The sequence below is a fragment of the Tsuneonella aeria genome (assembly GCF_009827495.1).
In the GTDB taxonomy this organism is placed as follows: domain Bacteria; phylum Pseudomonadota; class Alphaproteobacteria; order Sphingomonadales; family Sphingomonadaceae; genus Tsuneonella; species Tsuneonella aeria.
The window spans coordinates 1,418,863-1,439,006 of sequence record NZ_WTZA01000001.1 but is presented as its reverse complement, the minus strand read 5'-3'; the positions used below and the strand labels follow the sequence as shown (position 1 = coordinate 1,439,006).

Sequence of the window (20,144 nt, the reverse complement as noted above, 5' to 3'; positions counted from 1 at the left end):
CCCGCGTCCGTCGCCCTGGAGCTCTCTTCGGCATCCATTCCTGACCAGGTGCCGATGCCGTGACCGATAGCCCGACCCTCACCCCACAGCGCCAGCCCGACGATCCTGACGCCGCGCTGCGTCCGAAGTCTCTCGGAGAGTTCGTCGGGCAGGAGGCGGCGCGGGAGAACCTGCGCGTGTTCGTCGATGCCGCCAGGGCCCGCGGCGAGGCGATGGATCACGTACTGTTCTTCGGCCCGCCGGGTCTCGGCAAGACGACATTGGCCCAGATCGTTGCGAAGGAGCTTGGCGTCGGCTTTCGCGCAACCAGCGGCCCCGTGATCGCGAGGGCGGGCGACCTTGCCGCGCTGCTGACGAACCTCGAAGCCAATGACGTGCTGTTCATCGACGAGATCCATCGGCTCAATCCGGTGGTAGAGGAAGTGCTCTATCCGGCGATGGAGGATCGCGCGCTCGACCTCATCATCGGGGAAGGACCTTCGGCGCGCAGCGTGCGGATCGACCTGCCGCCTTTCACCCTGATCGGCGCGACCACGCGTCAGGGCCTGCTGACGACCCCATTGCGGGACCGGTTCGGCATTCTGGTGCGCCTCAATTTCTATACTGTCGAGGAGTTGGAGCGCGTGGTGACGCGCGGGGCGCACCTGCTGGGCCTCGCGCTCGATCCTGGCGGGGCGCGCCAGATCGCGCGGCGGAGTCGCGGTACGCCGCGCGTGGCCGGCCGCCTTCTGCGCCGGGTGCGGGATTTCGCGCATGTTGCGGGCGAAGGCACCGTGACCGCGGCCATCGCCGATGCCGCGCTCACCCGGCTTGAGATCGACCGACTCGGCCTCGATGCGATGGACCGGCGTTACCTCCGCATGATCGCCGGCACCTACAAGGGCGGACCGGTGGGCGTCGAAACATTGGCGGCAGGCCTTGCCGAACCACGCGACACGATCGAGGAAGTGGTGGAGCCCTATCTCATCCAGCTCGGCCTCGTCGCCCGCACCGCGCGCGGCCGGTGTCTCAACGATGCCGGATGGAATCACCTTGAAATGCAGCCGCCTACCGGTTCGCAGGCCGGGCTCTTCGATCCGGGAAAATAGCCGACAGGCTCCGTTAACCGGTAAGCACGCCCTGCGGAGTGGTTCCACATCGGGACAGAGTCGCCCCGCGGGCTCCGCCGCGTGCAAGAAATGCCCGATTCGGGCCGATTTTCGTGCCTAACGCCATTGCCGGATGCGGTCCGGTCGCGTTTCCTTCCCGATCAGCGGCGTGAACCCGGCGTTAGCCTGGGTTTGCTCGATCCCGCAGCAAAGCGAAAGTCGAACGCATGTCGGTAAAGATGGCCCTGGCAAAACTCTCCGCGACGGCCGCGGGAACCGTCCTGCTTGCCGGCGGCGCGGTCCACGTCGCCGAAACGCAGGCGACGTCCGTCAAGCAGGTGAAATCGATCAAGGCACAGCCGAAGCGCGCAGTGAAGAAGCGTCCGGTTGCTCAGCGGCGCATCCCCCGGCGCGCGCCTCAGCCCCGGCAGGTCATGCGGCAGGAAGTCCAGTGCGTTCCCGCCACGGTGCCCATCGGCGCGCCGAATGCCGCGCCGGTCGCCCCGCTCGCTAACGACCCGTGCCCGCCCGCCTACGCGTATGCCAACGTACCGGTGCCGGTCCTTGCCCCGCTCCCCCCGCCGCCTCCGGTGACCGGGGGCGCTAGCGCTGCGCCGACCTTGATCGGCGGCGGCGGCGGATTCGGTGGCTTCGGCGGCGGCTTCTTCGGGGGCTTCTTCGGCGGTGGATCCGGCGGGGGGAGCGTGGTTGTCAGCACGACGACGACCGGATCGAGCTCGGGCAGCTCGAGCGGAATCGTGATCGACATCGATAATTCCACGACAGGAGGATCGACATCCACCTCCACGTCTTCGGGAGGAATCACGAGCACTTCGACGTCTAGCAGCGGCAACGTCAGTTCGACGTCGGGGAACGTGTCCTCGAGCAGCGGCAACGTGACGAGTTCCACCTCGACCTCGACTTCGTCGGGCAATGTCACGTCCAGCTCGGGCAATTATTCGTCGACCTCGACTTCGACTTCGGGCGACGTCTCCTCGTCGAGCTCCGGCAATGTCTCGACCAGCACATCCACCTCGGGCAACGTCACAAGCAGCACGAGCTCCTCCACATCCAGCAGCAGCTCGTCATCATCAAGCTCATCGACCAGCAGCTCGACGTCCAGCTCCAGCTCGACGTCCGGTGGCACCAGCTCTTCGTCCGGCGGAACGTCTGGCGCGACACCCGTTCCGGCCCCTCCCGTGATGATCCTGTTCGGCGCGGCCGCCGCAGCGGTGCTGGTGCGCCGCAGGCGGAGGGACCACTTGGCGGACTGAGCCCTCGAAGCAGGACCGCCAAAAAGGAAGGGGCGGCTCCCGCGTGGGAGCCGCCCCTTTTCGTTGCCGCCAGGTCTCGGCCGCTGGCGTCAGGCCGCCAGTTTTCGCAGCACGTAGTGCAGGATGCCGCCGTTATTGTAATATTCCAGCTCGTTGGCCGTATCGATCCGGCACTTGGCGGTGAATTCCAGCCGCGTGCCATCGGCTTTCGTCACCTCGACCACGACATCCTGCTGCGGCTTGATCTCTGCCAGGCCGCGAATCGTGAAGCGATCGTTGCCCGACAGGCCCAGGGTAGCCCGCGTATCGTTGCCGGTGAACTGCAGCGGCAGAACACCCATGCCCACCAGATTGGAACGGTGAATCCGCTCGAAGCTCTCGACGATCACAGCGCGCACGCCAAGAAGGTTGGTACCTTTCGCCGCCCAGTCGCGGCTGGACCCGGTGCCGTATTCCTTGCCCGCGATCACGACCAAGGGCGTGCCATCGGCCTTGTGCTTCATGGCCGCATCGTAGATCGGCATCGGTTGCCCGGCATACTGCGTCATGCCGCCTTCGACGCCGGGGACCATTTCGTTCTTGATGCGGATGTTGGCGAACGTCCCGCGCATCATCACTTCATGATTGCCGCGCCGGCTGCCGTAGGAGTTGAAGTCCTGCCTGGCGACCTGGTGCTCCTGCAGGTAAGTGCCCGCCGGGCTGTCCGCCTTGATCGATCCGGCGGGGCTGATGTGATCGGTGGTGACGGAGTCGCCCAGGATGGCCAGCGGCATCGCGTCCACGATATCCAGCACCGGAACCGGCGTCATGGTCATGTCTTCGAAATAGGGCGGGTTGGCGACGTAGGTGCTGCCTGCGCGCCAGCTGTAGGTATCGGACCCGGTGACGTCGATCGCCTGCCAGTGCACATCGCCCTTGTATACGTCGGCGTAGCGCGCTTCGAACATGGCGCGGTCGATCGATCCGGAACGGATTTGCGCGATCTCGTCATTGGTCGGCCACAAGTCGCGCAGGTACACGTCCGCCCCGTCGCTTCCGGTCCCGATCGGTGTCGAAACCATGTCTTCGGTCACGGTCCCTTTCAGCGCATAGGCGACCACCAGCGGCGGCGAGGCAAGGAAGTTGGCGCGCACGTCGGGCGACACGCGGCCTTCGAAGTTGCGATTGCCCGACAGCACGCTCGCGGCCACGATGTCGTTGCGGTTGATCGCGTTCGAGATCGGATCGGCCAGCGGACCGGAATTGCCGATGCAGGTCGTGCAACCATATCCGACGAGATCGAAACCGATCGCGTCGAGGTGCTGCTGGAGGCCGGCCTTGATCAGGTAGTCGGTCACCACCTGCGATCCCGGTGCCAGGCTGGTCTTGACCCAGGGCTTGGGCTTCATGCCGCGCTCGTTCGCCTTCTTCGCGACGAGGCCGGCGGCGATCAGCACGTCGGGGTTGGAGGTATTGGTGCAGCTCGTGATCGCGGCGATGACCACGTCGCCATCGCCGACATCGTGGTCCGCGCCTTCGACCGCGCAGCGCTTGGCGCTGGACTTGCTGTAGATGGACTTGAGCTGTTCATTGAACAGGTCGTCCACGTCGGGAAGCGCCACCTTGTCCTGCGGACGCTTCGGCCCGGCCAGGCTCGGCACGACGGTGGCGAGGTCGAGTTCCAGCGTGTCGGTGAAGATCGGCTCGGCGGCGGCGGGATCGATCCACAACCCCTGCTCCTTCGAGTAGGCTTCGACCAGCGCGATCTGTTCTTCGGCACGGCCGGTGAGGCGCAGGTAGTCGAGCGTCTTGTCGTCGATCCCGAAGAAGCCGCACGTCGCCCCGTACTCGGGCGCCATGTTGGCCAGCGTGGCGCGATCCGCCAGGCTGAGCGATGCAAGCCCTTCGCCGAAATATTCGACGAAGCGGCCGACCACGCCCTTTTCGCGCAGCATCTGGGTGCAGGTGAGGACGAGATCGGTCGCGGTGACGCCTTCGGCCAAGCGGCCTGTGAAGCGGAAACCCACCACTTCGGGGATCAGCATCGACACCGGTTGGCCGAGCATGGCCGCTTCGGCCTCGATCCCGCCGACGCCCCAGCCGAGCACCCCGAGGCCGTTCACCATCGTCGTATGGCTGTCGGTGCCGACGCAGGTGTCGGGATAGGCGACCATCGCGCCGTCGGCATCCTGGCTGGTCCACACGCACTGGGCGATGTTTTCCAGGTTCACCTGGTGGCAGATGCCCGTGCCCGGGGGCACCGCCTTGAAGTTGTCGAGGCTCTTGGAGCCCCACTTCAGGAAGTCATACCGTTCCGCGTTGCGGGCGTATTCCAGTTCGACGTTCTTTTCGAATGCCTTCGGGTGGCCGAACTCGTCGACCATGACCGAGTGGTCGATGACAAGGTGAACCGGCACCAGCGGATTGATCTTCTTGGTATCGCCGCCCAGCCTTGCGATGGCATCGCGCATGGCGGCAAGGTCCACGACGCAGGGCACGCCGGTGAAATCCTGCATCAGGACACGCGCGGGGCGGTACTGGATTTCGCCGCCCGTGGCCGGGTTGCGCTGCCAGTCGGCCAGGGCCTGGATGTGGCCGACCGATACGGTGAAGCCTACGTCTTCGAAGCGCAGAAGGTTTTCCAGCAGCACCTTCATGCTGAAAGGAAGCCTGCTTACATCGCCGATCTTTTCGGCCGCCTTGGCGAGCGAGTAATAGGCGTACTCCTTGCCGCCGACGGTCAACGTGCTGCGGGTGCCGAGCGAGTCCTTGCCGACCTGAGTCATGGGAGGGGCCTGTCCTTCGTCTGGATGTCGATATTTCGCAGGCGCACCTGCGCGACAGGGGCGCCGAGGTCAAGGGCAGCAGCGACCTTTCAAAGGGTCGCGCTTTGCTCCGTGCGCGCAGGCTTGTCGCTTGTCGCCAACCAGCATCCGGCCACGATCAGCACCGCGCCGGCGGTGGTTGCGCCCGTCACCGCTTCTCCGAAATAGAGCCAGCCGAACAGCGCCGCCCAGAGGAAGCCTGTGTATTCGAGCGGGGCGAGCCGCTGCGTCTCCGCCCGCGCGTAGCCCCAGGTGAAGAGAATGGCGCCGCTCACGGAAAGGACCGCGCTGATCGCGATGTCGCTCCATTGCGCAGGCTGCGGGATCGTGAGGAAAAACGGCGCGAAGGCCGCGAGCGCCAGGAATGTCACCGCGTTCTGGAACACGGCGACTTCCAGCGGCCGGGCCACGAGCGCCTGCTGTCGTTGCAGGACCAGGTTCCACGCGTAGAGGAGTGCTGATGCGAGCACCGCGGCAATACCCATGGCGGCGCCGTCGCCCATGCTCTCGCGCCAGATCTTGCCCGCCAGGATGACGCCGACTCCGCCCAGGCCCAGGACCGCGCCGGCAATCGCCCGCCGCCGCACCCTCTCGCCCAGCAGGACGCTGGCCAGGAACAGGGCGATCAGCGGGGCGATAAAGCTGATTGCGATGGCCTGGGCCAGTGGCAGCACAGTCAGGGAAAAGAAGAACAGGAATGCCATTGCCGCCATCACGATGCCCCGCACGACATGGAGGCGGAGCGTCGCACGAGCCGGCCACCTCCCTCCTGTCAGGCGCCAGGCGGGTGCCGTCAGCGCGAAGCCAATGGGCGCGCGCAGCAGCAGGGCGCTGTACGCGCCAACAGCCAGCGCGGCGCTCTTCATGAAAGCGTCCATCCAGCTCAACAGGGCGATGGCAGCCGCCGCGGCGAGCACCGGCAGCAGGGCGTGTTCGGAGTGTTGCGGGTGACCGGCCATCGGCACCGCGGTTCGTGACAATCCGGCCACCGGTCAAGACGGATTCAGCTAGGCTTCAGCCGTTCGCGTTGAAGGGGGCGGGGTTTCGGCGCTAACATGCCGCACGATTCAGGATCTGGCCGCAATATGCCGCGGCGATGGAACAAGGGGTATTCAGGTGATCAAGGGCAACAAGCGCGTCTGGTTGGTCGGTGCGGCGCTGATGGCGCTTCCCGGCGCTGCTTTCGCGCAAGGCAAGGCGCCCGCGAATCTGCTCCCTCCTGAATCGGTGCCGGCTGCGGCTACCCCGCCCGCGCTACAACCTGCGCCGACGGTCCAGCCTATCACGCCCGATGTGCAGCGCTGGTCGATCGCTGACGCGCGCGCCCTGCTGCAAGTGGTCGGGGGCATCGGTGCCGAAGGCCTCGATCCAGCCGATTACAAGCCGGCCGAACTTGAGGCGGCCATCGCAGGCGGCCACGGCGAGGCGCTGGACCAGGTTGCCAGCCGCACGTTCGCCTGGCTGGTGGAAGACCTGCGCGACGGGCGTACCCCGATGGACGCCAGGCGCCAGTGGTTCGTCGTCGATCCGGATGCCGATCGATACCGCACGGCCGATGTCATGGCACAGGCGCTCAGCAGCCGCACGGTGGCGCAGACGCTCGCCTCGCTCCATCCGGAACACCCGGACTATGCCGCGCTCCGCGCCGAACTCGCGAACACGCAGGACGCCGCGAAGCGCAAGCTGATTCGGGCCAACATGGACCGTTGGCGGTGGCTGGCGAAGGACCTGGGTACCCAGTACCTGATCACCAACGTGCCGGAATACCAGCTGCGCCTGACGGTCAACGACAAGATCATCAGCACTTACAAGACGATCGTCGGCAAACCGGGGCGCACCGCGACGCCGCAATTGGCCGAAACGGTGGAAGGCGTGATCTTCAACCCCACCTGGACGGTGCCGCAGTCCATCGTGAAGGGCGAAGGGCTGGGCGCGAAGGTGCTGGGGAACCCCGGCTGGGCGAAGGCCGCCGGGTACAAGGCGACGCGCGATCCCAAGTCTGGCTTTGTCACCGTCGTGCAGCAGCCCGGAGCAAACAATTCGCTCGGTCTCATGAAGCTCGACATGCCCAATCCGCATGCGATCTTCCTGCACGACACGCCGAGCCGCAACCTGTTCAACGCCGAAAATCGCGCGCTGAGCCACGGATGCATCCGCACGGAGCGGGCGCAGGAACTCGCGATCACGCTCGCCATCCTCGGCAATCTCGCCAACACGCCCGAAACGCGCAAGGCGGCGGCGGATGAAGCCGTGGCGATCAGCACCAGCGGTAAGTACACGCGCGTGCCGATCCAGAAATCGATGCCGGTTTACATCACCTATTTCACGATGGGCCGCGATATCGAAGGCAACCTGCGCACGTTCAGCGACATCTACGGACGCGACGCGCCGGTCCTCGCCAGCTTCGACAAGCCGCGCCAGGAAAACCGTGCGCGCCGCACGAGCGAGGAAGCCGTGGAGATCGTCGACGACCTCCAGACGATCTGAGGGTGGCTAGAAGGACCCCGGGGCCGGCGGCGGCTGCGGGGCACCTTGCGGAACCAGCAGGCGAAGGTCCTGCCGCGGCTCGCTGACCGTTTCCGCATAGGGCCCGATCCCCAGCTTGTCGGCAAACAGCAAGCGGCCGCCCGCGAGGCGCAGGAGCATCAGCTTGAAATCCGCGTCACTGAACGCGAAGCAGCCGTTCGACCGGCCGAGCTTGCCGAAGCGGCTAAGGTGGGACGGCTCCGCATAGCTTGCGCGGTGCATGACGATCGCCCGCGACAGGGCGTTTGAATTGCTCGGGTCGCGCCCTTCCAGCCGGATCGAGGTGCCGTATTTGCCGGTGTACCACCCGAATGTCATGTAGGCGCCCCTGCTGGTGCACCAGGATTCGTGAACGTTGGAAAAGTACTTGAGCCACCCGTCATGTTCCGGGTCCGAACCCATGCCGTGCGCGCAGCGAAAGCTGTCGACGTGTCCGGATTCCATGTTGACCAGGTGAAAACGCGGCTGATCTGACCGCAAGCCGAAGTCGGCGATACCGACCACGTCCCGCGCCCACAGGCCGCCGCCTTTCCTGGCGAGCTGTTCCTGCGCCACGGCCACCAGCCGCCGGTCACGCGGGTTGAGCGACATGGGTACTGCTGGAAGTGCCTGCGCCGCCGCGGGCACGGCGATTGCCGCGCCAGCGGCCAGCGTTCCCTTGAGAAGATCGCGCCGGTTCATCCGACCGGTCTAATGCCGCGTTTCTAAAGGCAGGCTGAACTTCATTCGGCTGCCACGGCGATGGTGTCGGCCCGGCCGGCATCGCTCATGCCCGCCTCGATCTCGGCGGCCTTCGCCTCGACCAGGGACACGATGTGTTCCAGCATATCTTCGGATTGCACGTGGTGGTCCGTTACGCCGGACAGGTACACCATGTGCTTGCCCGCGCCCCCGCCCGTGAGGCCAATGTCGGTCTCGCGCGCCTCCCCCGGTCCGTTCACCACGCAACCGAGCACCGAGAGGCTCATCGGCGTCTTGATGTGTTCCAGCCGCCTCTCCAGCGCCTCTACCGTCCGGATGACGTCGAACCCCTGGCGCGAACAGGAAGGGCAGCTGACGATGCGGACGCCCCGGGTTCGCAGGCCCAGCGCCTTCAGGATTTCGAAGCCGACCTTTACTTCCTGTTCCGGTTCCGCCGACAGGCTGACGCGGATCGTGTCGCCGATCCCGGCCCACAGCAGGTTGCCCATGCCGATCGCGGACTTGACCGTTCCGCCGATCAAGCCGCCCGCTTCGGTGATGCCGAGGTGGAGGGGGCAGTCGACCGTTTCGGCCAGCTGCATGTAGGCCGCGACCGCAAGAAACACGTCGCTGGCCTTCACCGCGACCTTGAATTCGTGGAAGTCGTGATCCTGCAGCAGCTTGATATGATCGAGTGCGCTTTCGACCAGCGCGTCCGGGCAGGGCTCCCCGTATTTTTCGAGCAGGTCACGTTCCAGACTGCCGGCGTTGACCCCGATGCGGATGGCGCAGCCGTTGGCCTTGGCCGCACGAACAACTTCGGCGACCCGTTCGGAAGAACCGATATTGCCCGGGTTGATGCGCAGGCACGCGGCGCCCTTGTCGGCCGCTTCCAGCGCACGCTTGTAGTGGAAGTGGATGTCGGCGACGATTGGCACACGGGCCGCGCGCGTGATCCGCTCGAACTGCGCAGTGGATTCGGGGGTAGGACAGGAAACGCGGATGATATCGGCGCCGGCATCCTCGCATCGGCGGATCTGGTCGATCGTCGCGCCCACGTCTTCGGTCGGCGTGTTCGTCATCGTCTGGACCGAGATCGGCGCATCGCCGCCTACGGGGACATTGCCGACCATGATCTGGCGGCTGGTGCGGCGCGCGATGTCGCGCCAGGGGCGTACCGAGGACATGGGCGCGATATAGTCCGCGCAGGATGAAGGGGCAATGACAGGCGCTGTGCGGCTAGGGGAGGCGCAGGCGAAGCTCGTAGAGGAATTCATCGTCCCGGTGGCTGCCCACCCAGAAGTCGATGTCCGCGACCTTCGCGAAGCCGTAGCGCTGGTAGAACCGCTGCGCGCCGAAGTTCTCCGCATAGACCGACAGTTGCACGGCATCCGCGCCGTAGCCGCGTGCGTCCGCAAGTGCCCGCTCCATCAGCGCCGCGCCGATCCCGCGGCCAGTCGCTTCCCTGGCGCAATAGAGTTGGCCGAGCGTCGCCGGTCGGTGCGGCTGCGGGGCGGGGCGTGCGGCAAAACCCTCGTTCGCCGACAGCACCGAGTAGCCGAGCAACCTGCCCGCCTCCTCGGCCAGAGTCACCGCGATCTGCGGATCGTGGATAAGTGCGTCCCACCGTTCCGGCGACCGCGAGGTATCGAGAAACGCCGCGAGGTCGCGCGGGTCGTATATGTGGCCGAACGCATCGGCAAAGGCCTGCCGTGCAAGCACGACAAGCGCATCGCGATCGGCAGGGGAGGCGGCACGCAGGTTCATCGCCGCGCCTTATCGTCGCCGGCGGTGAGGCGCCAGACCGTACGCGAACTTGCCTCACCCGTGGCGTTTCAGGATCGTGTCGCCGACGCCGTCAGTGTGGTCAGGGGCTGAACTTGTCCGCCTTGCGCCGGCCGAAACGCAAGCCGCCCTCCAGCCGGGAGCGCAGCTGCACGTAGTATGCCGCAAGGAACGCGCGCTCGTCTCCGCGCCCCGGATTCCAGCCGATCTTGCGGCAGATCGCCTCGTGCACGGCGATCATCGATTCCTGCCCATTCTCGCGCAGGACGCGTTCGAGCGTCTGAAGTTCGTGTTCGCCGTAGACTGCAAGCTCCGCGTCGCTGAAACGATATGTCGCTGCTGCGAGATCGGGGCTGGCGGCGGGGGGGTGCGGGGCAAGCGCGGTCGCCAGCTTCACTTTCGGCGCCTCCACAACCCAGGTGCCTGCCACGATATCGCCGGCGCGCAGTGCGTCGCGGTTGAAGAAGGGAAACAGCGCGAAGACCAGGAACCACGCCGCGCCGGCCATTCCTGCCGACCCGGCCTCTCCGGACGGGGCGACGACCAGCAAAACGAGTGGCAAAAAGAATTCTACATCGCGCAACAAGTTTCGAGAAATCACTGCTTCGGCCGTCAGACGTGCGGCACCTTCTCCCGAAACAGGCCGGGCCGCGACCCTGATGCCGACGATCCGCTTGCCGAGCGTGGCGCCGCGCGGCGACATTTCGAACGCCATGAAATAGCCGTTCCACGAGATGAACCAGAACAGGGTCCAGGCGATCATCAGGAATTCGCCCGCACCCGAGCCGCCGGGCCCATCGAGCGCGCCAACCCCGCCGGCGAGCCAGACGAACAGCAGGGTGACGGCGATCGCGCTGACCATCAGGAAAATGTAATCGAGCACGAATGCCCCGAACCGCGCGCCGCGGCTGGCGAGCACGAACGTGAGGGCGAGCCCTTCCGCGGTGAAGACGGTTCGCCGCCGCTTGTGATCGATGGGAAGGATTGCGCTCGTCACGCCGGGGCGCCTTGCGTGTTTCGGCGAAACGCGAAGAAGTAGGCCAGCCACAGCGCAAGCATGGCAGACCCGATCAGCATCCGGTCCCACGCGCCGGATACGAGCTGGCGCGGGAACGCTTCCAGCAAGGCGGCGAAGATCAGCATGAGGACGACGCCAGCCATGACCGTCGCTGCGCGCCGACCGGCCGCCGCCGCCGCGGAGAGGACCGCGCGCTCTCCCGGAAAGGCCATGGCGCGTCCCACGTGGACGCCGGCCGCGCCCGCCAGCAGGATCGCGAACAGCTCCGTCGTGCCGTGCACCGCCAGCCAGGCCGAAAACTCGAACGCCAGGCCCTGGCTCGCGAACAGCCACATCATCGCGCCGAGCGTCGCCATTTCCTTCAGCAAAAGGAGCAGGGTGGGGATGCCGAAAGCGAAACCCAGCGCAAAGGCGAGGATGGATACGCCTGCATTGTTCTGGAACAGGTGCGCGGCAAAGCCCGACAGTCCGGCGGCGCTGTCTTCGGTGCCCAGCGCCTGAAGCAATACATCCCGGCTGGCGCCCGGCACGCGCGTGTCGGCGAACTGGCTGGGGACCAGCGACCAGTACCATTCCTGGTCCTGCGCCACCAGCATCCAGCCGGCGATGGCGCCCGCCACCATGACCGCCAGGGCGATCAGGATATCGGGCCAGATCGATCGCACCGCCCGGCTCAGCCCGCCGCCCAGGAACTGCGCGAACCACCGCGCGAAGCCCTGCCGCGGGCCATAGACCTGGAACCACGCCCGCCGAACGAGCGCTTCGAGATAGGCGATGGTCGCGGCATCGAGCGACGTTTCGCGCGCGACGGCGAGGCTGGAGGCGGCGGTGCGGTACAGCGCGGGCAGGGCCAGCACGTCGTCGTCGCTCAGCTTGCGCAGGCGGCCCGATTCCAGCCGGCTCACGATGGAATCCAGCCGCTTCCAGTCGTCCTCGCGCGCCAGCCTGAAACGGTCGGACCGCAGGGCGGCTGCCTCGATCGCCCCTTGCACCTGCGTCATCCGATGGCTCCGACGCGCTTGTTTTCGAGGTAGCGGTCGATCACGCGATAACCCAGCGACTGCCACGGCGCCTGGATCGCATCGATGCCCATGCGGCGCAGGCGCTCCAGCACAAGCGCGCGCTGGCGGGCGAGCGTGTCGGCCGCGACGGCCGTTGCCAGCGTGTCGAGCGAGCCCGGCTCTGCCCCCTGGAGCGTGAGCAGTTCGGTATCCTCGAACGTGACGAACAGCACGAGGTGCCGCTCCACGAGCCGGCCCAGGCTCTCGATCATCATTTCCGCCCCGGCGGGATCGTTGAAATCGGAAAACAGCACGATCAGGCTGCGGCGCTTCAGGTTCTGCGACAGGGTGGCGAGCGCGAGCGTGAAATTCGGTTCCTCAGCACGATAATCGATTTCCGCCGCGGCCGCCTGGAGGCGCTGGAAGCCGCGCGTGTCGGACACGAATCCGCTCGTCATCTCGGGCCGGCGCGCGAAGCTGAACAGCATGACCCGGTCGCCGCCCTTCAGCGCGACCCATGCCGCCGTCAACGCAGCGGACACGGCGCGATCGATGCGGGCGAGACCGTCGACCGGTTCGCACATGGCGAGGCCGCTATCGAGTGCGAAGACGATCTGGTTGTTGCGCTCCGCCTCGTTCTCGCGCGCGAACAGCCGCCGGTGGCGGCCGGAGGTCTTCCAGTCGATGCGCCGGCGATCCATGCCCGGTTCGTATTCGCGAAGCGCCTCGAACTGCGTGCCGTCCCCGCGAATCCGGCGCGCGATGAGGCCGAATTGCGCGTCCCGCAGGATATGCTGGAGGGCGGGGCTACGCAGCGGCGCGAGATCGGGACGGACCCGCACGGCCCGGTCGACCGGGAGAACCGCCTGCCGCGCGCCGAGGCCGAGCGGCCCGGTCCAGCGCAGCCAGATGCGCTCGATCGCCCCCGCCCCCCGGCGCACCGGGGTGGGGCGGGCCGATCCGTGCCAGCGCCCGGCATCACGGACCAGGGGAATCGCCAGCTTACCGCCGGGATGGAGGCGGGGGTCCAGCGCCAGCGCCGCATCGGCCATACCGGGGGTGCCGCGCGCGAAATCGGCACTGACGCCGAACAGCGCCGGTTCCCCCACTTCGCAATCCGCAGGCGCCGACAGTTGCCAGTCGGCGAGCCGGCCCGCCATCAGCGCGTCCACGATCACCAGCAGGATCAGGGCGGCCCCGGCGGCGGGCGCGACGACCCATGCGCCGGGCGCGGCGGCCGCGACGACAAGCGCGAGGGGCGCGGCTGCCGCCGCCAGCACTGCCGTCCGCGCCGTGGGCAGCACCGCCGCCATTTTCAGCGTGGCGCCTCGGTCCGCTCGACCAGATCGGCGATCAGAGTCTCGATCTCGCGTCCTTCGATCTCGGCAGCGGGGCTGAGGATCAGACGGTGCCGCAAGACCGCGACGGCGAGCGCTTTCACATCGTCAGGGACCACGTAGTCGCGGCCTTCCAGCGCGGCCCGCGCACGTGCGGCGTTGGCGAGCTGCACCGCGGCCCGCGGGCTCGCACCGCTGGACAAATCTGCTGCTTCGCGGGTCGCGCGCACCAGGCGCACCACGTAGTCGACGATCTCGCCGGCCACCGTCACCTGGTCCAGCGCGGCGACCGCGCGGGCCAGGCGTGCATGATCGGCCACCGCGCCGATCCCCAGTTCCGCAGGGCGGGGCTGACCTTGCCGCTGGCCAAAGCGAGCGACGATGGCGGCTTCCTCCTCTGCGCTGGGATAGGGCACCAGCAGCTTGAACAGGAAGCGGTCGAGCTGCGCCTCGGGCAGGGGATAGACCCCCTGGCTCTCGATCGGGTTCTGCGTGGCGATTACCATGAAGCGGTCGGGCAGGGGGTGCGTTTCCCCGTCCAAAGTAACCCGGCGTTCCTGCATCGCTTCCAGCAGCGCGGCCTGGGTCTTGGGCGGCGTCCGGTTGATCTCGTCGGCGAGCAGGAGGTCGCAGAAGATCGGCCCGCGGGTGAGCGTGAACGCGCTCGTCTGGAAGTTGAACAGGTTGGAGCCGAGGATGTCGCCCGGCAGCAGGTCCGGGGTAAACTGGATCCGCCCGAAATCGAGGCCGAGCGTCGCGGCGAAGCATTGCGTCAGGAACGTCTTGGCGGTGCCGGGCGGCCCCTCCAGCAACACGTGCCCTTCGGCGAACAGGGCCACCAGTAGATGGTCGATCATCGCATCCTGGCCTACGATGGCCCTGGCCACCTCGCCGCGGATCGCCCCGGCCAGGGCGCCCACCTCGTCAAGCGGCATGGTCATCGGGCTATGGTCCTTTCGAGAGAATAGAGGGCGTGCGCGGCGCGCAGGGTGGCGGACGGGCCGCGCGCGGTTTCGAGGTCGCTGGCGAGCCGGGTGAAAGCTGGCGCATCGGCCGCGCGGGCGGCGATCGCCGCGTCAAGGGCAGCGCCGCGGGCGCGGTGGACACCCAGCGCAGCGGCAAGCCGGCGTTCGATCATCGCCGCATAAGGCGGGCCGAGCAGGTGCAACCGCCCGCTGCGCCGGACAAGGCCCCCACTGTCCGCTGCGAGCCGCGTCTTGCCGAACGCGATCGCGGGTTCCTCCGCGATCGGCGGCCCGAAGCGGCCGAAGGCGCGCCAGGCCACGATCGCCAGCGCGATGAGAAGGCACAAGGTCGCCGCAAGGAAAGGCGGCGTGAACGCCAGCGTGACAAGGTTCCGCGCCGCGCCGAACCCGTTCATCGTCAGGTCGAACACCACAGGCAGGTCCTGCCCCTCCCGCGCGAGGTCGACGACAGCGGCGGCGAGTTCCGCGCGGTCGCGGTCCGCCAGCCCATAGTTGTTGAACAAGTCCGGTTCGAACACGACCGTGACGTTCCATTTCGCCTCGTCGCAATTCGGCCGCCCTTGCTGGCCGGATGCGGCATCGAGCACGGGGTAGCATCCGGCATCGTCTGCATAGGCGACCAGGTCGCGGCCCATGGCATCGCGAACCAGGCTGGTCCACGGCCCCCCGTCCAGCCCTTGCACGCGAAACCGTTCGGGCAGGCGGCCGGCTACGCCCATGCCGCGCCAGTCGGGTGCCGGTTCGTTGGGAAGCTCGGCCACGGAAGCCTGCATCTCGAGTTCGTCCGCCAGGTCTTGAGTCCAGCGCGGGGTCTGCGCGTCATGGATCGCGACCCACCCCTCGCGGGCCCCGGAAACGCGCGCCGGCAGCTTCGCGGCGAACCATTTGGGCAGGATCAGCAGCGTCGGTCCGGCGTAGCGGCGATCGCGGATCACCTCGGCCACATCGTCGGCATCGGCGAAGGGCGGCGGCGTGAGGACGAGGAGCACCTCGTCGTCGAGCCGTCCCTGGCTGCGGGACATGCTCACGTCGTGCCCTTGCGTCTCGAGCAGTGCGGCAATGCCGGCGTAGCCGATCAGGCCGTGGCTTGCCGCGTGGCCTTCGCCGTTGTCCGGGCCCGGCCCGGTGTCGCCCTGGCCGATGAACCACAGCATCAGGATGAAGCTGAGCGCGCCCGCCAGGACCAGGCCGATAACCGCGCGCGGTGAAAACGCGCTCATGCGGCCGGGCTCGCGAGCCGGGCGAGCGCGAACCGGGCGTAGGCATCGCGGGCCGCCTGCCAATCGTCGGGGCCCAGCGCGCGCAGGGCAAACAGGCTGCGCTCGACCCGTTCGGCGATGGTGGCGAAGGCGCTGCGGGCGCCGTCGGGAAGGGCTGCCATGCCCGACAGTTCGCGCGCCGTGGTCGCGGGCTCCACCAGGCCGGGGCGCGCCGCCGCGATCTGGCCGATGCTGCGGCGGAGAAGCAAGTGCGTCGCCTCGTCGAACCGGCCTTCCGCCGCCAGCCGGTCGGCATCTTCCAGCAAGGCCAGCGCATCGCCGGTTTCGGGCGCCCATTCGGATTCGGGGACCGGGGCCGCGCGCGGCCGCCAGCCGATCGCCGGGCCGACAATGCGCCATGCCAGCGCCAGCGCGGCGACGATCGCGATTGCCAGCAGAACCCAGCGAAATGTCGGCCAGTTCATGCCCAGGGCGCGGCCCACGGGCTCCAGCAGCTCGGTCAACCAGCGGAACAGGCTTTGCAGCCAGCCCGGCGGCTCCGGCGGGGGCGTGGCGGGCTGGGTGACCGGGGCGAACTGAATCGCAGGATCGGCGCGCACGGCCTCCCACGCCTGCCCCGCATCGCCGATCTGCCGCGCCCCCGTCGTCACGGCGCGGGTGGTGGCACGCCGCTGCCCGCCGCGCAACTAACCGCGCGCGCGTTCCTGCGGGTAGGTGCCCAGCATACGCAATTCCTTGCAATGGAACGCCAGTTCCTCGAGCGCCCTGTCTACCGCTGCGTCGCCGGGCGCGCCGATAATGTCGGCGTAGAACATGGTGGCGGAAAAACTCGCCCCCGACTGGTAGCTTTCCAGCTTCGTCATGTTGACGCCGTTCGTGGCGAAGCCGCCCAACGCCTTGTAAAGCGCGGCCGGCACGTTCTTCACTTCGAAGACGAACGTCGTCACGGCAGGCTCGCCGATCGCGGCGGGCGGCAGCGGATCGCGCGCCAGCAGCAGGAACCGCGTGGTGTTGTCGGCTGCGTCCTCGACATCGTGCTCCACGATCCGCAGTCCGTAAAGATCGGCGGCAAGCGGCGGCGCGATGGCTGCCAGATCGGGGGCTCCGCGCTCCGCGACATGGGCCGCGGCGCCTGCCGTGTCCGCATAGCTGAGCGGGACTATGCCCCGTTCGCGCAGGAACCGGCGCGACTGGCCGAGCGCCTGCGGGTGGCTGTACGCCGCCTCGAACGGTCCGGGTCCCAGCGCCATCAGGGCGTGGTTGATGCGCAGGAAGTGTTCGGCAACGATCTTGAGACCGCTTTCCGGCAGGAGGAAATGGATGTCCGCGACCCGCCCGTTCTGGCTGTTCTCGATCGGGATGGCCGCGGCGCCCGCGCGGCCCGCCTTCACGGCGTCTATCGCGTCCTCGAACGAAAAGCAGGGCAGGGGCAGGCAATCCCGCACCATCTCTAGCGCGGCGCGGTGGGAGTTGGCGCCGGGCGCGCCGGCGAATGCGACGGCGCGAACGGGATCGTCAGCCGCCGCGGCCTGCATCGCGTCGACCATGGCGCGCGCCGGTGCGGGGAAACTGCTCATCGCCGCGGCGCCTAGCTTCCCATCGATAGCGCGGCAAGCGGCATCGGCCATGCGCCCCCTTGCGCGCAATGCAAGGGCTGACTAGAGCGCGGCGCAAAGCCGCCACCAACTTCTAACACGCGGGTTACTGCACGCATGGACGACCGTTTCAACACTGCCGCTGGCTGGGTCCTGTTTTCGGGCGTCGTCGCGCTCGGCCTTTCCAGCGTCAGCGCAAAGTATTTCCACGCCGACCGTCCGGAACGGCCCGAAGCGATGGGCTTCCCCATCGAAGGCGTGGTCGAAGAGGGTGCGGGGGGCGAGGCGGGCCCCGATCTCGGCACACTGCTCGCCAGCGCCGATGCAGCGGCGGGTGAAAAGGCGGCACAGGGCCGGTGCGGCACCTGCCATACCTTCGATCAGGGCGGCGCGGCCAAGCAGGGGCCGAACCTGTGGGCCGTCATGGGCAAGCCGATCGGCAAGCATGCCGCCGGATTCGCCTATTCCAGCGCGCTGTCGGGCCATGGCGGGGACTGGACGTTCGAGAACATGGACGCCTGGCTCAAGAGCCCGAAGGCGTTCGCGCCGGGCACCAAGATGAGCTTCGCCGGCCTGTCGAACGCCGAAGACCGCGCCAACATCCTGCTCTATCTGAAGCAGCAGGGCGGCGGGCCGGAACTGCCCGCTCCGGCGGCGGCGGCGGCAGAAGCGCCCGCGGCCGGCGCTGCTGAAGATGCCGCGGCCGGCGATCCGACCGCCGGCGCCGGACCGGCCGAAAAGCCGGGCCCCGAAGCGGCGGGCGCCGTTGCCAGCCCGGCGAACGACGGCCCGACCAAGAGCACTGTCGGCGTCCAGTAAAACGCGCGCCGCCGGGCGGCTGGCGCGGCTAGCCTTCTTGCGGCCCGGGCGTCCCCTTGAAACCCTGGGCGATGACGTACCATTCGCTCGAGCCCTTGCGGCTCGCGGGGGGTTTTGCGTGCTTGACGGTCCTGAAGTGCGTTTTCAGCAGTGACAGCAGCGCGGCATCGGTGCCGCCCGCCAGCACCTTTGCCACGAACGCACCGCCTGGCTCCAGGTTCTCGATCGCGAACCAGGTCGCGGTTTCCACGAGGCCCATGGTCCTCAGATGGTCGGTCTGCTTGTGGCCCACGGTATTGGCGGCCATGTCGCTGAGTACGAGGTCCGCCGGTCCGCCCAGCGCATCGCGCAGGGCCGCGGGCGCTTCATCGGCCATGAAATCCATCTGGAGCAGGGTCACGCCCTCGAGCGGCTCCGTCGGCAACAGGTCTATCCCGACGACGGCCGCGCCGGGGCGCAGCTTGCGCACCACCTGGCTCCACCCCCCGGGCGCAACGCCAAGGTCCACCACGCGCCGTGCGCCCTTGAGGATGCCGAATTTCTCGTCGAGCTCGATCAGCTTGTAGGCCGCGCGGCTGCGATAGCCTTCGGCTTTCGCCTGGCGGACGTAGGGATCGTTGAGCTGGCGCGCGAGCCAGCGGTTGGAGGACGCCGTGCGTCCGCGCGCCGTCCTGACCCGCTTGTGCACATCCCTTGTTCCGCGGGTCATCGGGCGGCCCTCGCGGGGGCGGGAGTGCCGGCCATCAGGCTGCGCAGGATGCCTTCCCGAATGCCCCGATCCGCCACGCCCAGACGATCGGCCGGCCAGATATCGAGGATCGAATCGAGGATCGCGCAGCCGGCGACGACCAGGTCGGCGCGGTCGGCGCCGATGCACGGCAGTTTCCGCCGATCGCCGGGCGCCATTGCCGAAAGCCGCGCATTGATGGCGCGCATGGCCGACGCGGGCACGATCAGTCCGTCCACCGCGCGGCGGTCGTACTGTTGCAGTTCCAGGTGCAGGCTGGCGAGCGTCGTCACCGTGCCGCTGGTGCCGAGCAGGCGGATACCTTCCGCGTGCGCTGCATCGGAAATTCGGGCGGCGAACGGGGCGAAGCTGTCAGCGACCAGCGACCGCATCCGCGCGTATCGCGCCAGGCGGGCCGCCGCGTCGTCGCCTTCGGCACGGCCGACCGTGTCGGTGAGCGATACTACGCCCCAGGGGACGCTGGCCCAGTCGATGATGCGCGGCACGCGCTCGCCCGGCTCGATCAGGACCAGTTCCGTGGAGCCGCCTCCGATGTCAAAGATGACGGCCGGTCCATGGTCCTGTTCGAGCAGGACATGGCACCCCAGCACGGCGAGCCGCGCCTCTTCCTGGGCGGAGATGATGTCGAGCGCGATGCCGGTTTCGCTGCGGACGCGCTCGATGAATTCGGGACCGTTCACCGCGCGGCGGCACGCCTCCGTCGCCACCGATCGGGCGAGCTGGACATTCCGGCGCCGCAGCTTTTCGGCGCAGACATGCAGTGCGCACAGGGCGCGTTCCATCGCCGCAGCGCTCAGCCGCCCGCTTCCTGCGAGATCCTCGCCGAGCCGGACCACCCGGCTGAAGGCATCGATCACGGTGAAATTCTCGCCCGAAGGCCGCGCGATCAGCAGGCGACAGTTGTTGGTGCCGAGATCGAGCGCGGCATAGGCCTGGCGCTGCGCCACCGTGTCGCGAGCCGGTGGGCGACGCGGCGATTCTCCGCGCGCGACGGCCGATTTTGGCAATGCGCGGCTGTCCTGCGCGCGTTTTTCGGACTGGGAGGGGCGCTTGTAGCGGAAATCGGCTACTTTGCCGGACGATTTGCCCCTTTTGCCGCCAGTCCTCCGTATCGTGTCCGGCGGAGACATTTCCGCCATATTTTCAAAGTCTTTCTCATCCTCCCGCGCGACCGATAATGTGCCCGGCGGGGACCTGCCAACGATGCTAGCCGGGCCCGCGCTCCGCCGCAAGCGGCAGCCTTGACCTTGCTCTCAAGCGAA

At 67.8% G+C, this 20,144-nt stretch carries 19 protein-coding genes; 3 read left to right on the top strand and 16 right to left on the bottom strand.

The features are described 5' to 3' along the window. Positions 1–59 precede the first annotated feature (59 nt). Entirely contained in the window at positions 60–1,088 is a 1,029-nt protein-coding gene (gene ruvB / locus GRI40_RS07115) for a Holliday junction branch migration DNA helicase RuvB (protein WP_160610686.1), read from the top strand. A 532-nt stretch (positions 1,089–1,620) separates the two neighbouring features. Here ruvB and GRI40_RS07110 read toward each other — a convergent pair. The 4 genes from GRI40_RS07110 to GRI40_RS07100 all read right to left on the bottom strand — a co-directional run bounded on the left by GRI40_RS07110 (position 1,621) and on the right by GRI40_RS07100 (position 6,125). After that, positions 1,621–2,028: a hypothetical protein gene (locus tag GRI40_RS07110; RefSeq protein ID WP_202390153.1), complete on the bottom strand. Its 408-nt coding sequence runs from the start codon at positions 2,026–2,028 to the stop codon at positions 1,621–1,623. A gap of 15 nt (positions 2,029–2,043) precedes the next feature. Next, entirely contained in the window at positions 2,044–2,235 is a 192-nt protein-coding gene (locus GRI40_RS13675) for a hypothetical protein (RefSeq protein ID WP_202390152.1), read from the bottom strand. A gap of 216 nt (positions 2,236–2,451) precedes the next feature. Next, the gene (gene acnA / locus GRI40_RS07105; RefSeq protein ID WP_160610685.1) at positions 2,452–5,127 is read right to left on the bottom strand and encodes an aconitate hydratase AcnA; all 2,676 of its coding nucleotides are present in this window, start codon (positions 5,125–5,127) and stop codon (positions 2,452–2,454) included. An 89-nt stretch (positions 5,128–5,216) separates the two neighbouring features. Then, positions 5,217–6,125, bottom strand: a complete 909-nt coding sequence (locus GRI40_RS07100; RefSeq protein ID WP_160610684.1) for a DMT family transporter — start codon at positions 6,123–6,125, stop codon at positions 5,217–5,219. A 202-nt stretch (positions 6,126–6,327) separates the two neighbouring features. Here GRI40_RS07100 and GRI40_RS07095 point away from each other — a divergent pair, with 202 nt between their 5' ends. Further along, complete coding sequence (locus GRI40_RS07095) at positions 6,328–7,653, top strand: L,D-transpeptidase family protein (protein ID WP_160611479.1); 1,326 nt, start codon at positions 6,328–6,330, stop codon at positions 7,651–7,653. A gap of 6 nt (positions 7,654–7,659) precedes the next feature. Here GRI40_RS07095 and GRI40_RS07090 read toward each other — a convergent pair whose 3' ends face one another. The 10 genes from GRI40_RS07090 to GRI40_RS07045 form a co-directional block, all read right to left on the bottom strand. Beyond that, a complete protein-coding gene (locus GRI40_RS07090; protein ID WP_160610683.1) occupies positions 7,660–8,373 on the bottom strand; it encodes a murein L,D-transpeptidase catalytic domain-containing protein in 714 nt (237 codons plus the stop codon). A 41-nt stretch (positions 8,374–8,414) separates the two neighbouring features. After that, positions 8,415–9,560 (bottom strand): flavodoxin-dependent (E)-4-hydroxy-3-methylbut-2-enyl-diphosphate synthase, encoded by a 1,146-nt coding sequence (gene ispG / locus GRI40_RS07085; RefSeq protein ID WP_160610682.1) that lies wholly within the window; start codon positions 9,558–9,560, stop codon positions 8,415–8,417. Between the two features lie 52 nt (positions 9,561–9,612). Beyond that, entirely contained in the window at positions 9,613–10,140 is a 528-nt protein-coding gene (locus GRI40_RS07080; protein ID WP_160610681.1) for a GNAT family N-acetyltransferase, read from the bottom strand. Between the two features lie 100 nt (positions 10,141–10,240). Next, positions 10,241–11,155, bottom strand: coding sequence for an RDD family protein (locus GRI40_RS07075; protein ID WP_160610680.1), 915 nt, complete (start codon positions 11,153–11,155; stop codon positions 10,241–10,243). Next, the gene (locus GRI40_RS07070) at positions 11,152–12,177 is read right to left on the bottom strand and encodes a stage II sporulation protein M (protein ID WP_160610679.1); all 1,026 of its coding nucleotides are present in this window, start codon (positions 12,175–12,177) and stop codon (positions 11,152–11,154) included. The genes GRI40_RS07075 and GRI40_RS07070 overlap by 4 nt, the downstream gene beginning before the upstream one ends. Continuing rightward, positions 12,174–13,490, bottom strand: coding sequence for a DUF58 domain-containing protein (locus tag GRI40_RS07065; protein WP_160610678.1), 1,317 nt, complete (start codon positions 13,488–13,490; stop codon positions 12,174–12,176). The genes GRI40_RS07070 and GRI40_RS07065 overlap by 4 nt, the downstream gene beginning before the upstream one ends. 2 nt (positions 13,491–13,492) lie before the next feature. Beyond that, positions 13,493–14,449, bottom strand: coding sequence for an AAA family ATPase (locus GRI40_RS07060; protein ID WP_160611478.1), 957 nt, complete (start codon positions 14,447–14,449; stop codon positions 13,493–13,495). Between the two features lie 2 nt (positions 14,450–14,451). After that, the gene (locus GRI40_RS07055) at positions 14,452–15,720 is read right to left on the bottom strand and encodes a DUF4350 domain-containing protein (protein ID WP_160610677.1); all 1,269 of its coding nucleotides are present in this window, start codon (positions 15,718–15,720) and stop codon (positions 14,452–14,454) included. Further along, positions 15,717–16,370 carry a hypothetical protein gene (locus tag GRI40_RS07050; protein WP_160610676.1) on the bottom strand — a complete coding sequence of 218 codons (654 nt, stop codon included), beginning with the start codon at positions 16,368–16,370 and terminating at the stop codon, positions 15,717–15,719. The genes GRI40_RS07055 and GRI40_RS07050 overlap by 4 nt, the downstream gene beginning before the upstream one ends. Before the next feature lie 36 nt (positions 16,371–16,406). Beyond that, positions 16,407–17,297 (bottom strand): prephenate dehydratase, encoded by an 891-nt coding sequence (locus GRI40_RS07045; protein WP_160610675.1) that lies wholly within the window; start codon positions 17,295–17,297, stop codon positions 16,407–16,409. A gap of 135 nt (positions 17,298–17,432) precedes the next feature. On the opposite strand from GRI40_RS07045, the gene GRI40_RS07040 reads away from it, so the two are divergent. Beyond that, complete coding sequence (locus GRI40_RS07040) at positions 17,433–18,134, top strand: c-type cytochrome (protein ID WP_160610674.1); 702 nt, start codon at positions 17,433–17,435, stop codon at positions 18,132–18,134. A 28-nt stretch (positions 18,135–18,162) separates the two neighbouring features. On the opposite strand, the gene GRI40_RS07035 is transcribed toward GRI40_RS07040, so the two are convergent. Both GRI40_RS07035 and GRI40_RS07030 read right to left on the bottom strand, forming a co-directional pair. Then, positions 18,163–18,843, bottom strand: coding sequence for an RlmE family RNA methyltransferase (locus GRI40_RS07035; RefSeq protein ID WP_160610673.1), 681 nt, complete (start codon positions 18,841–18,843; stop codon positions 18,163–18,165). Then, positions 18,840–20,021, bottom strand: a complete 1,182-nt coding sequence (locus GRI40_RS07030; protein ID WP_160610672.1) for a Ppx/GppA phosphatase family protein — start codon at positions 20,019–20,021, stop codon at positions 18,840–18,842. The genes GRI40_RS07035 and GRI40_RS07030 overlap by 4 nt, the downstream gene beginning before the upstream one ends. Positions 20,022–20,144 lie beyond the last annotated feature (123 nt).

Coding starts and splice junctions, on each gene's coding strand:
- ispG (WP_160610682.1), bottom strand. CDS start 9,560: ATGTCCTCGGTACGCCCCTGGCGCGACATCGCGCGCCGCACCAGCCGC.
- GRI40_RS07095 (WP_160611479.1), top strand. CDS start 6,328: ATGGCGCTTCCCGGCGCTGCTTTCGCGCAAGGCAAGGCGCCCGCGAAT.
- GRI40_RS07100 (WP_160610684.1), bottom strand. CDS start 6,125: ATGGCCGGTCACCCGCAACACTCCGAACACGCCCTGCTGCCGGTGCTC.
- GRI40_RS07030 (WP_160610672.1), bottom strand. CDS start 20,021: ATGGCGGAAATGTCTCCGCCGGACACGATACGGAGGACTGGCGGCAAA.
- GRI40_RS07040 (WP_160610674.1), top strand. CDS start 17,433: ATGGACGACCGTTTCAACACTGCCGCTGGCTGGGTCCTGTTTTCGGGC.
- GRI40_RS07035 (WP_160610673.1), bottom strand. CDS start 18,843: ATGACCCGCGGAACAAGGGATGTGCACAAGCGGGTCAGGACGGCGCGC.
- GRI40_RS07045 (WP_160610675.1), bottom strand. CDS start 17,297: ATGAGCAGTTTCCCCGCACCGGCGCGCGCCATGGTCGACGCGATGCAG.
- GRI40_RS07055 (WP_160610677.1), bottom strand. CDS start 15,720: ATGAGCGCGTTTTCACCGCGCGCGGTTATCGGCCTGGTCCTGGCGGGC.
- GRI40_RS07080 (WP_160610681.1), bottom strand. CDS start 10,140: ATGAACCTGCGTGCCGCCTCCCCTGCCGATCGCGATGCGCTTGTCGTG.
- GRI40_RS07090 (WP_160610683.1), bottom strand. CDS start 8,373: ATGAACCGGCGCGATCTTCTCAAGGGAACGCTGGCCGCTGGCGCGGCA.
- GRI40_RS07065 (WP_160610678.1), bottom strand. CDS start 13,490: ATGGCGGCGGTGCTGCCCACGGCGCGGACGGCAGTGCTGGCGGCGGCA.
- acnA (WP_160610685.1), bottom strand. CDS start 5,127: ATGACTCAGGTCGGCAAGGACTCGCTCGGCACCCGCAGCACGTTGACC.
- GRI40_RS07070 (WP_160610679.1), bottom strand. CDS start 12,177: ATGACGCAGGTGCAAGGGGCGATCGAGGCAGCCGCCCTGCGGTCCGAC.
- GRI40_RS07060 (WP_160611478.1), bottom strand. CDS start 14,449: ATGCCGCTTGACGAGGTGGGCGCCCTGGCCGGGGCGATCCGCGGCGAG.